We start from the raw sequence: 11,244 nt of genomic DNA, 5'->3' as shown, positions 1-11,244 counted from the left end.
CCTTTGCTCCTCGTATCCGAACAAATGGCCTCATACCATTTCGACCATATTTACGAGTGGACGTCCTAAGTCACGCAACAAATGCGATATCAAAAACAAAGGGCCCCGATATACGGAGCCCTTGCTTTTCTGACATTGGTCCGGCGTATCAAGCCGAAACATTGCCCTTTTCTTCCTTGCGCTCCGCATAGATGTAGAGCGGACGCGAATTGCCCTCGACGACATCGCCGGAGATAACCACTTCCTGCACGCCATCAAGCGTTGGCAGTTCGTACATCGTATCAAGCAGGATCTTTTCCATGATCGAACGCAGTCCGCGGGCACCGGTCTTACGCAGGATAGCGCGCTTGGCGATGGCCTTGAGAGCATCCTCATGGAATGTCAGCTCAACATTCTCCATGTCGAACAGACGCTGATATTGCTTGACCAGAGCGTTCTTTGGTTCGGAGAGAATCTGAACCAGAGCGACTTCATCGAGATCTTCCAGCGTTGCGATAACCGGCAGACGACCGACGAACTCGGGGATCAGACCGAACTTCAGGAGATCTTCGGGCTCAAGTTCGCGGAAGATTGCGCCAACGCGGCGCTCGTCCGGGCTCTTGACCGCAGCACTGAAGCCGATGGAGGTCTTTTCACCACGCGCCGAGATGATCTTGTCGAGACCGGCAAAGGCACCGCCGCAGATGAACAGGATATTGGTTGTATCCACCTGCAGGAATTCCTGCTGTGGGTGCTTGCGCCCGCCCTGTGGCGGAACGGAAGCAACCGTACCTTCCATGATCTTCAACAGCGCCTGCTGCACGCCCTCGCCAGATACGTCCCGGGTGATCGACGGATTGTCAGACTTGCGGCTGATCTTGTCGACTTCGTCGATATAGACAATTCCGCGCTGTGCCCGCTCGACATTGTAATCGGCAGACTGGAGCAGCTTGAGAATGATGTTCTCGACGTCCTCACCGACATAACCAGCTTCCGTCAGCGTCGTCGCGTCTGCCATTGTAAACGGCACGTCGATGATGCGGGCGAGCGATTGCGCCAGATAGGTCTTGCCGCAACCGGTTGGACCAACAAGGAGGATGTTGGACTTGGCCAATTCGACTTCATTGTTTTTCGATGCGTGGGCCAACCGCTTGTAGTGGTTGTGCACCGCGACAGAGAGAACACGCTTGGCATGACTCTGACCGATGACATAATCATCGAGTACAGCCATGATTTCCTGCGGCGTCGGAACGCCTTCGCGGGATTTCACCATCGAGGATTTGTTTTCCTCGCGGATGATGTCCATGCACAGCTCAACGCATTCATCGCAGATGAATACAGTCGGGCCCGCAATCAACTTGCGAACTTCGTGCTGGCTCTTCCCGCAAAACGAGCAATAAAGCGTATTCTTGGAATCACCGCCGCCGTTGCTGACTTTGCTCATTGCAGTTTCCTTTCAGTATCGGCGCCCTGTTTGGCCGGGAACCGGTCACCCCCTCGGACTATGCCCTGCGGGGAATGATTCGAATAGTAATTCGAAGAATAGGCTTCCTCTACTCACCAATGACTTAACGTAACGTCTGTTGGCCTGCATGCAAGCCAGTTGTGTGGCAGAAAGTACGCATCCGGGTCAAAAAAGTTCATTTCTGACCCGGTGCGGCCATTTAGCCGGTTACTTTGTATCCCCTTCGAGGACCGCACGCGACTCAAGCACCTTGTCGATGAGGCCGAACTCAAGTGATTCCTGCGCCGTCATGAAGTGATCGCGGTCGAGTGTCCGCTCGATTGTTTCGAGATCGCGTCCGGTATGTTTGACGTAAATCTCGTTCAAACGGCGCTTCATCTTGATGATATCCTGCGCATGGCGCTCGATATCGGATGCCTGGCCCTGGAAGCCGCCGGATGGCTGGTGCAGCATGACCCGCGCGTTCGGCAGAACGAAGCGCATGTCCTTTTCACCGGCTGTCAACAGCAGCGAACCCATGGACGCAGCCTGACCGAAGCAAAGGGTCGAGACGGCAGGACGGATGAACTGCATGGTGTCATAGATCGCCATACCTGACGTGACGACGCCGCCGGGGGAATTGATATAGAGGTTGATTTCCTTCTTCGGGTTTTCCGATTCAAGGAACAGAAGCTGGGCGCAAACCAGCGTCGACATACCGTCCTCGATCGGTCCGGTAATGAAAATGATGCGTTCTTTCAGCAGGCGCGAAAAAATATCATAGGCCCGCTCGCCCCGGTTGGTCTGTTCGACGACCATCGGTACGAGGTTCATTGCTGTTTCGATTGGATCTCTCATCGGTGGGCCTCAGCTTTTGGAGAATAAGGGGTTTGAACGCCCCCAGATTCGTGGATTACTAATTCGATACATAGGGTGTCGCCACCCTGTTCCGCAAGATGTTCTGCAGCCTTGCATGCCTGATCGTGACGGCAAAATGACACTATCGGGTCCGGATCTGTCATTTGAACCATTTGTCATAGGTCTTGCCATAGGCACCGGTCTCGATGGATTGATGCAGCCACTGATCCACAAAGCCCTTCAGACCGATATCCCGCTGGATCCAATAGGCCTTCTCGGCGAAGTTGAACGGCGTATCAGGGTGAACAGCACACAACACACCCGCATGCAGCTTTTCCTGATAACGGGTTTCCGACGCGTCGGTCATCATCAAATCGGCCCGGCCAGCGGCTACTTCATCAAATATCTTGGTATTGTCAGGGAAAATGACAATCTTTGCCTGTTTCAGGCTGGCGCGCGCGAATTTTTCGTTGGTGCCGCCCGGATTGGCAATAACCGTCACCTCGGGCTTGTCGATTTCAGCCAGCGTCTCAAACTTGCCCTTGTCAGCGCAGCGGGCAATTGGTGTCTTGCCTTCACGCATATAGGGGATGGAGAAGAGACCCTTTTTCTGGCGGTCAAAGGTGATGGAAACGCCGCCCATGGCAACGTCAAACTTTTCAGCCTCGAAATCCTGCATCATCTGCGGCCACGAGGTCGGTACGATTTCAAGCTTTACGCCCAAAGTATCGGCAAGGTTTTTGGCAAGATCGATGTCGAAGCCGGAAAACTCGCCGGTTGCCGGGTCCTTGTAACTGAACGGCTTGTAGTCCCCGGTGGAGCCGACTTTCAGAACGCCGGCTTCAACAATGGCATCCAGCCGGGAACCCAGCTGCATGTCTTTGGCGTAGGCGGCTGGTACGCTTGCCAACAGCAGGCTGAAAAAGACAATAATAGAACGAAACATCACTCTCTCCCTTGATTGGATGTTATCAGGCTTGCGATTTAGGCGGCCTCGGCCCGCAACCAGCGCTTGAGCAGAGGCACGTCGCCTGTGCCCAGAGCCTGTGCCACACGCCGTCCCACCGCCGCACCAAACTTGTAGCCGTGGCCCGAACAGGCGGAAACAATCAGGCACTTGTCTTTCTCAGTCGCAAAAAACCGCTCGTCATCCGTAAAGGTGTAGGCGCACGTGACAACATTGGTGACCTTGTATTCGCCAAGCCGTTTCATCGGCGGCGCGAACAGATCACGGATGGCTTCGCCCTCACCTGGCTCCGGAATGCGGCTTGCATCGGCGTCAGCGGATTTGCGTTTGTGCAGACCGGAGCCGAATTTCAGGCCACCGCCACCGCTTGACGGAATGATGTAGCCGTCAGTGCGCCCGCCCACATCCAATATAACCGGGGAATTATCCCAAGCGGCTTTGAGGTCTGCTGGCGGATCGAGATAGACAACCGCGGTGCGATACGTGGTGAGCGAGGACACCAGATCCGGGAAAAGCTTCGTTGCCCAGGCACCGGCAGTGACGACAACCTTATCGGCAGCAATGACAGTTCCATCAGCCAGGGTCACCGACCCTGCCGCCGCATCGACGGCCGTTACCTTGGTATTTTCCAGCAATGTGGCGCCATGGGCACGGAGCCAGCGGGCAATATCCGTCGCGATCTTCTTGCAATGCAGTGCGCCGCCTTCCGGCGAGAAAAATGCGTAGCGGAAAGTGCCCTCTTCCAAATAGGCATAGCGCTTGATCGCTTCCGCGGGCTCGTAGAGTTCCAGCGGATAACCGCCATGTTCGAGCCCAGCGCGATATTCCTCCGCCTCGTCGCCTGCTTCGCGCGAGATGCAAATGAAGCCGCGCGGATCAAGGTGGGTCACTCCAATATCCTGCCAGAGTTCATCCCAAGCCTCATAAGCTTCAGAAATTGCGTCGGCGTAGCCACCTGCTGCACCATAGGCGCGGCGAATGATACGGTGATGATCGCCGGAGGCGGCCAGCGGGTTGGGAATCGGACCCTGCTCGATCAGCGTGACAGAATGCCCGGCCTTGGTCAGCGACCATGCACTGGACAACCCGGCAATTCCTGCCCCGACAATGGTGATTTTCATGATTGGGTCCTGCTATGACTTGGAACGGAGGGAGATTCGCATGCAATATGAGACCATTCGCATCGATTGCTCAAACATTTTCGACGAAAAAAGCTTTCACAGCGTATTTGCGGCAACCTTTGGCCTTCCCGGCTTTTACGGCGCCAATATGGATGCGTGGATCGATTGCATGACATCCCTTGATGAGCCGGACGACGGCATGACCAAAATCACTGTTGAAAAAGGCGGTATGGTGGTGTTGCAACTGGATGCCATCGATCAGATGCGCGAACATTGCCGCCGTGCCTATGACGACCTTCTGGAATGCGCCGCTTTTGTGAATTGGCGGCGTATGGAAGCTGGTCTTAAACCTGTCCTCTGTCTGGCCTTCGCCTGACTGCTTCATCCCACGGTAAACATGACATGACCCTTGTAACGCGCACATCCCTGCACTTTGATCAAGCCACTCGCCGTTTGCAGCTTGATCCACATGACCAGCATTTTGTGCAGGACCCGTACCAAACCTATGCTTTGTTGCATGCACAGACATCGGCGTTTTTCTGGGAGGAATACGGGTTCTGGTGTTTCATCGGCTATGACAGTGTCAGCAAGTTGCTGCGTGATCGCCGGTTTGGCCGGGAACGGCGGAACAGCGCGGCCGATTCGCAGGGCAATGCCGATGACCGTTCGCATCTGAAAGACTTCGACCATGTCGAGACATTCTCGATGCTCGAGCTTGAGCCGCCCACGCATACGCGGCTGCGCACGCTGGTCAACCGGGCTTTTGTTTCGCGGCAGGTGGAGCGGTTGCGTCCGCGCATTGAGACCTTGGCACACGCGTTGATCGACCGGTTCGAGATGAAAGGCGAAGCCGAGCTGATCGCTGATTTTGCCACACCAATCCCCGTGACGGTGATCGCCGAAATGCTCGGCGTTCCTACCGAAGCAGCGCCGCAGTTGCTCGACTGGTCGCACCGCATGGTGGCGATGTATATGCACGGCCGCGACAGGCGATCTGAAGACAGCGCCAATGCGGCAGCTGTCGAGTTCTCGGGCTTTCTGCGTGAATATGCGGGCAAACGGCGTTCAGAGCCTGCGGATGATCTGTTGAGCCTCTTGCTTGCGGCGGAGGCCGATGGCGCAAAACTTTCCGAAGACGAACTGATCACCACTGCGATCCTGTTGCTGAATGCCGGGCACGAGGCCACCGTGCACCAGACCGGCAATGCGGTGAAGACAATTCTCGAAAGCGGGCGAAACCCTGCGGACTTGTTTGCTGATGCGGAGCACACAGCAAACACGGTTGAGGAATGCCTGCGGTTCGATGCACCGCTGCATATGTTCACCCGCTATGCCTATGAGGAGATCGATCTGGGCGATAGCATCGTAGTCAAACCCGGCCACCAGATCGGGTTGATGCTCGGTGCCGGCAATCGCGATCCCAAAGCCTTTGCCGATTCAGACGCTTTTAGACCTGACAGGACCGATCAGAAAAATCTGTCATTTGGCGCGGGCATTCATTTTTGTATCGGCGCTCCGCTGGCGCGGCTGGAGCTGCAGGTCTCGCTTAAAGTGCTGTTTGACCGCCTGCCGGGAATTCGATGCAAGGAGCCACCCCGGTTTAAGGATACATATCACTTCCATGGATTGGAACGCTTGGCGGTGGAATGGTGAGATGATGACAAGAGCATTACCACGCATGATGTGAAGGCATGCCTTTGCTGTTCTTCCTTGATCACAAATACCGCTCTCTCCGTCATCCTCGGGCTTGACCCGAGGACCCATGGCAAAGAAGAAAAGGCCTTAGTCCCAGATTCCATTGTATCCAGATACGTCCTCACTTCATTGAAGCCGCGATTTACTGGAACACTTTGCACGAGTTGTAATCTCGGTGCTCCTCACCCATGGGTCCTCGGGTCAAGCCCGAGGATGACGGAAATAGTTGGGCTTTACGATAACAAAGAAAAATCTCACAAGGGCCAAACACCTTCAGGAAATGCTGGTATCGAATTCACAACCTAATTACATATTCCTTGCGCGTGGTTTCCAGCACTTCCCACGTCCCGCGAAATCCCGGACGCAGGACAAAACTGTCTCCCGCTTCCAGATGTTTTTCCTCGCCGCCTTCTTCCGTAACGATCGAGCGGCCGGACAGGATGTGGCAGAATTCCCATTCATCATAGACGATGCGCCACTTGCCCGGCGTTGCTTCCCAAATCCCGGCATAGAGACCTCCTTCGGCTTCGTCGCAATTCCATGTACGGAATTTCGGATCGCCCGAGATAATCCGGTCAGGTGCAGGTGCGCCGTGCTCGGGGTCAATATTGCCGAAATCAATCCGGACAAAATGGCTCACTGTCATGATATTATCCTGCCTTTGCCAGAGCCTGTTCAAGATCGGAAATCAGATCCTCGACCGTCTCGATGCCGATGGACAACCGCACCACGTCAGGTCCGGCACCTGCTGCAATCTTCTGTGCGTCGCTGAGCTGCCGGTGCGTGGTGGAAGCCGGGTGAATGATCAGCGACTTGGTGTCGCCGATATTGGCGAGGTGCGAAAACAGCTGCAGATTTTCGACGAGTTTTACCCCGGCTTCATAGCCGCTTTTCAAACCGAAGGTGAAAACAGCGCCCGCGCCCTTCGGCGCGTATTTCTGTTGCAAGGCGTGGTAAGGATCGTTGGAAAGTCCGGCATAACTGACCCAGGCCACTTTTGGATGCGTTGACAGCCATTCGGCTATCGTCAAAGCGTTATCCGCATGACGTTGCATCCGCAGCGGCAACGTTTCGATACCGGTTAAAATCTGGAACGCATTGAACGGCGAAAGGGCTGGTCCGAGATCACGCAAACCCAGCACCCGGCAGGCGATGGCAAAGGCAAAATTGCCAAAGGTCTCATGCAGGACAATGCCATTATATTCGCTGCGCGGTTGCGACAGCAGCGGATAGTTGCCTGACTTCGACCAGTCAAACGTGCCGCAATCAACAATGACACCGCCCATGGAATTGCCATGACCGCCAAGAAATTTGGTCATGGAATGCACGATGATATCAGCGCCATGCTCGATGGGCCGGATCAGATAGGGCGATGCGAGCGTATTGTCTACGATCAGCGGCAGCCCATGCTTGTGGGCTATTTCGGCAATCGCTTCGATATCGGTGACAATGCCACCGGGATTGGCAAAGCTCTCAATGAAAATGGCGCGTGTGTGCGCATCAATCTGCGCTTCTAACGAGGCGAGATCATCGGGCTCAGCCCAGCGGACCTGCCAATCAAAGGATTTAAACGACTGGCCGAACTGATTAATTGAACCGCCATAGAGTTTCTTTGAGGCGATGAAATTATCACCGGGCTGCATCAGCGTGTGGAACACCAGAAACTGCGCCGCATGGCCGGATGCCACAGCCAACGCAGCGGTGCCGCCTTCGAGTGCAGCCACGCGTTCTTCCAGCACGGCATTGGTGGGGTTGGTGATGCGGGTATAGATATTGCCGAAGGCTTTCAGGCCAAACAGCGAGGCGGCATGGTCGGCATCATCGAAAACAAAGGCCGTGGTCTGATAGATCGGCGTGGCGCGTGCCCCGGTTGCCGGATCAGGCTGAGCGCCCGCATGGACGGCAAGAGTTTCAATTCCGGGTGCGCGATGCGCCATGGTTTATCTCCCTATCATGACTGATTTGGGTCAGGCTATGGGATTGTGACCGCCACGCCAAATCATTTTGGCTGACGCAAGCCAAAACTTTGAAAGCCTGAACGCAGTTGCGGCTTTTTCGACGACAACACCCGCGAATTGACGCCGCTCCAGCCGATTTCGCCGCACAGGCGGGCATATTCGATTTTAGGACAGCGATTCATCACCACCTGGATACCAGCCGCCTCGGCTTTGCGCGCCGCTTCATCGTGGCGCACGGTCAACTGCATCCAGATGGCTTTCGGCCGCGGGTTCAATGCGAGAACTTCATCGACAATGCCAGGCACGGCGTCGGAGGCACGGAATATGTCGATCATATCAATCGTATCTGGAATATCGGCAAGGCGGGCATAGACCAGTTGGCCGAGAATCTCCTTGCCTGCCTGCCCGGGATTAACAGGCATGACACGATAGCCCTTCGCCATCAGATATTTCATCACAAAAAAGCTGGGCCGAACCTCGTTTGCCGATGCGCCGACCATGGCAACGGTTTTGACCGATGACAGGATGCCATGGATGTAATCATCGGGATAATGATCGTGATCCATGGCTATTCACCCGTCCATTCCGGCTTACGCTTTTCAATGAAAGCATTGATGCCCTCTTCCGCATCGCGCGCCAGCATGTTTTCCACCATCACGCGTGCGGTGTAGTCATAGGCATCAGAAAGGCCCATTTCAGCCTGATTGTAAAAAGCTTCCTTGCCGATCTTGACGGTCAAAGTTGATTTTTCTGCAATGGTTTGGGCGTATTTCCTGACAATCGGATTCAGATATTCCTGCGGGACGACCCGGTTAATCAAACCGAATTCACGTGCGCTTGAAGCGTCGATGGTCTCGCCGGTCAGCAGCATTTCCATGGCCTGCTTGCGCGAGACATTGCGCGACAGGGCAACCATTGGCGTGGAACAGAACAGACCGATATTGACACCCGGCGTGCAGAAGGTCGCCTTGTCCGAGCAAATGGCAAGATCACACGAGGCGACAAGCTGGCAGCCCGCCGCTGTAGCCAGCCCGCCAACTGCAGCGATAACCGGCCGGGGATGACGAACGATCGCCTGCATCAATTCGGCGCAAAGCAGCATGGTCTGCTCGAAGAACGCCCGCCCCCGGTCGGCGTCCTGCCGGTGCGCGGTGAGTTCCTTCAGATCATGACCCGCAGAAAACAGCTTTTGCGCCGAATCGATGATGATCACCCGGGCCGCCTTGTCTTCGCGCGCAGCCGTCAAATGATCCAGCAACAACTGCATCATCGCTATGGAAAGGGCGTTGGCTGGCGGATTTTGCAATGTCAGGCGCAAAACGCCCGAAGCCAGCTCATATCCGACAATCGGTTCATCCTTGCGAATGACGTGAACTTCTCCCATGGCATTCCTCATTGCGTTTTCTGTCAGCGGGTGGACCACTGATTATAGAGTGGTTTGATAGAACCAAGGTGGCGTTTGACGACAGCCAGGTTTTCCGGCGACGGCCGGGCATTTTCAACCGTTGCTAGCCCTGCCTTCAAGCCGTCAATCATGTTGGCTTTCTCTTTGTCCGACAGGTTGGGCATTGTGGGAATGGTGGCAAGGGCTTTTTCCACTTCCTCGCGCGGATCGGGATTGGTCGCCCAATGATACGTTACCATGATGGTTCGGGTGGTCTCACCCCAATCTTCGAAGTTTTTGAAACCGTATTCTGCCGCCTTCTTATCGAGCTTGGCCGTTTCCTCCGGTGCGACGGCAGCCCCGGCCACTTCTTTCATCAAAGCACCGACGGGGGCAAAGCTGTAGAGATAGCGCTTGATAATATCCTGATTGAGCGCCACTGGCTTTGCCGGCAGACTGAATGGCTCAATCAGCGGCGCTGGCGCTGTTTGTGCGTGCGATGGTGCCACAAACGAAGCTGAGGCAATCGTCATGACAAAAAGCGAACCGGCAAATGATCGAAGCGATTTCATAACTGGCTTCCTTGCAAAGGAGACGCGGATGGCTAGGAATATCAGCGAATGCCGCGAGAGAACAGATGGAGAGTACCTTGGGAACTGCGTTGGATGTCGAAGGGTTAACGGCGTTTCTTGAACGGGAATTCCCGCAAGTGAATGCCGACGGCATTGCCTATACAGTCACCGGCGCAGGGCCGGGATATGCTACAATGCGGCTCGATCCAGCGGAAAAGCACTTGCGTCCGGGCGGCACTGTTTCCGGGCCAACGCTTTTCGCACTTGCCGATATCGCCGCCTATGTTGCGATTCTTGCCCAGATCGGGCCGGTTGCGCTGGCTGTCACGACAAACCTCAACATCAATTTCCTGCGTAAGCCGGAGCTCGGACCGGTGAATGCTACCGCAAAGCTGCTCAAACTCGGTAAAAGACTGGCGGTCGTTGATATCTCTCTGACCAGCGCGGGAAATGATGAACTGGTGGCGCATGCCACGGCGACCTATTCGATTCCACCGCGGGACTGATGGCCTCAATTTCCGGGTTTCACGGGTATTTCGAGCCGAAAACCGGCAAAGCCTAGCTCGAGAATGTGTGGTAATATAATACCTTTTTACTAAGACATTGATTCTGCTTTATTATTTTTGAAATCAAACAAAAACCTTTGCTTGACGTGATCAAGCGGCCCCGGTATTGAACCCTCGACTGCGGTGGGTCTCTTCCTGCCGCATTTCATTGTTGTGCGATTGCAAGATCGGCACAACGTTAAGCAACAAGAAAAGCCTTCCTTTAGTGAAGGATGATGTCAAGGACGAACACAATGGCTACTTTTACACAAAAGCCAGCAGATGTGACGAAAAAGTGGATCCTGATTGACGCCGAAGGTCTCGTCGTCGGCCGTCTCGCTTCCATCGTCGCCAACATTCTGCGCGGCAAGCACAAAGCAACCTTCACCCCTCACGTTGACGATGGCGACAATGTCATCATCATCAATGCAGAGAAGGTAGCACTCACCGGTAAGAAGTTTACCGACAAGGTTTACTACTGGCACACCGGCCACCCAGGTGGCATCAAGGAACGCACTGCACGTCAGCTGCTCGAAGGCCGTTTTCCGGAACGCGTCGTTGAAAAGGCTATCGAGCGCATGGTTCCCCGTGGTCCCCTCGGCCGTCGCCAGATGAAGAACCTCCGCGTTTACGCAGGTTCCAATCACCCACATGAAGCTCAGGCACCAGAAGTCCTCGACGTTGGCGCGCTGAATTCCAAGAACAAAAGGAGCGCATAAGA

Annotated in this window: 13 protein-coding genes; 4 read left to right on the top strand and 9 right to left on the bottom strand. The window is 55.0% G+C overall.

Going from position 1 to position 11,244, the window contains the following annotated elements; all coding sequences use genetic code 11:
• Nucleotides 1–148: 148 nt before the first annotated feature.
• The 4 genes from clpX to HB779_RS12685 all read right to left on the bottom strand — a co-directional run bounded on the left by clpX (nucleotide 149) and on the right by HB779_RS12685 (nucleotide 4,369).
• Entirely contained in the window at nucleotides 149–1,423 is a 1,275-nt protein-coding gene (gene clpX, locus HB779_RS12700; protein ID WP_188342749.1) for an ATP-dependent Clp protease ATP-binding subunit ClpX, read from the bottom strand.
• 228 nt (nucleotides 1,424–1,651) lie between these two features.
• Nucleotides 1,652–2,281 (bottom strand): ATP-dependent Clp protease proteolytic subunit, encoded by a 630-nt coding sequence (locus tag HB779_RS12695; protein WP_188342748.1) that lies wholly within the window; start codon nucleotides 2,279–2,281, stop codon nucleotides 1,652–1,654.
• Between the two features lie 160 nt (nucleotides 2,282–2,441).
• The gene (locus tag HB779_RS12690) at nucleotides 2,442–3,227 is read right to left on the bottom strand and encodes a transporter substrate-binding domain-containing protein (protein WP_188342747.1); all 786 of its coding nucleotides are present in this window, start codon (nucleotides 3,225–3,227) and stop codon (nucleotides 2,442–2,444) included.
• Between the two features lie 38 nt (nucleotides 3,228–3,265).
• Nucleotides 3,266–4,369, bottom strand: coding sequence for an FAD-binding oxidoreductase (locus HB779_RS12685; protein WP_188342746.1), 1,104 nt, complete (start codon nucleotides 4,367–4,369; stop codon nucleotides 3,266–3,268).
• A gap of 40 nt (nucleotides 4,370–4,409) precedes the next feature.
• Between HB779_RS12685 and HB779_RS12680 the strand changes: the two genes are divergently transcribed.
• Nucleotides 4,410–4,745, top strand: coding sequence for a barstar family protein (locus tag HB779_RS12680; protein WP_188342745.1), 336 nt, complete (start codon nucleotides 4,410–4,412; stop codon nucleotides 4,743–4,745).
• 26 nt (nucleotides 4,746–4,771) lie between these two features.
• Nucleotides 4,772–6,022, top strand: a complete 1,251-nt coding sequence (locus HB779_RS12675) for a cytochrome P450 (protein ID WP_188342744.1) — start codon at nucleotides 4,772–4,774, stop codon at nucleotides 6,020–6,022.
• Between the two features lie 337 nt (nucleotides 6,023–6,359).
• On the opposite strand, the gene HB779_RS12670 is transcribed toward HB779_RS12675, so the two are convergent.
• The 5 genes from HB779_RS12670 to HB779_RS12650 all read right to left on the bottom strand — a co-directional run bounded on the left by HB779_RS12670 (nucleotide 6,360) and on the right by HB779_RS12650 (nucleotide 9,978).
• A complete protein-coding gene (locus HB779_RS12670; protein ID WP_188342743.1) occupies nucleotides 6,360–6,710 on the bottom strand; it encodes a cupin domain-containing protein in 351 nt (116 codons plus the stop codon).
• A gap of 4 nt (nucleotides 6,711–6,714) precedes the next feature.
• Nucleotides 6,715–8,001, bottom strand: coding sequence for an O-acetylhomoserine aminocarboxypropyltransferase (locus tag HB779_RS12665; RefSeq protein ID WP_188342742.1), 1,287 nt, complete (start codon nucleotides 7,999–8,001; stop codon nucleotides 6,715–6,717).
• Between the two features lie 62 nt (nucleotides 8,002–8,063).
• Nucleotides 8,064–8,588, bottom strand: coding sequence for a CoA-binding protein (locus HB779_RS12660; RefSeq protein WP_188342741.1), 525 nt, complete (start codon nucleotides 8,586–8,588; stop codon nucleotides 8,064–8,066).
• A 2-nt stretch (nucleotides 8,589–8,590) separates the two neighbouring features.
• On the bottom strand, nucleotides 8,591–9,406 hold the full coding sequence (locus HB779_RS12655; protein ID WP_188342740.1) for an enoyl-CoA hydratase: 816 nt from the start codon (nucleotides 9,404–9,406) through the stop codon (nucleotides 8,591–8,593).
• A 23-nt stretch (nucleotides 9,407–9,429) separates the two neighbouring features.
• A complete protein-coding gene (locus tag HB779_RS12650) occupies nucleotides 9,430–9,978 on the bottom strand; it encodes a hypothetical protein (RefSeq protein ID WP_188342739.1) in 549 nt (182 codons plus the stop codon).
• Between the two features lie 65 nt (nucleotides 9,979–10,043).
• Between HB779_RS12650 and HB779_RS12645 the strand changes: the two genes are divergently transcribed.
• Complete coding sequence (locus HB779_RS12645) at nucleotides 10,044–10,484, top strand: PaaI family thioesterase (RefSeq protein ID WP_188342738.1); 441 nt, start codon at nucleotides 10,044–10,046, stop codon at nucleotides 10,482–10,484.
• 293 nt (nucleotides 10,485–10,777) lie between these two features.
• Nucleotides 10,778–11,242 (top strand): 50S ribosomal protein L13, encoded by a 465-nt coding sequence (gene rplM / locus HB779_RS12640; protein WP_091883815.1) that lies wholly within the window; start codon nucleotides 10,778–10,780, stop codon nucleotides 11,240–11,242.
• Nucleotides 11,243–11,244 lie beyond the last annotated feature (2 nt).

The sequence above is a fragment of the Phyllobacterium sp. 628 genome (genome assembly GCF_014189505.1).
In the GTDB taxonomy this organism is placed as follows: Bacteria; Pseudomonadota; Alphaproteobacteria; order Rhizobiales; family Rhizobiaceae; genus Phyllobacterium.
The sequence above is the reverse complement of the archived record's forward strand: the minus strand, read 5'-3'. Positions and strand labels throughout refer to the sequence as shown.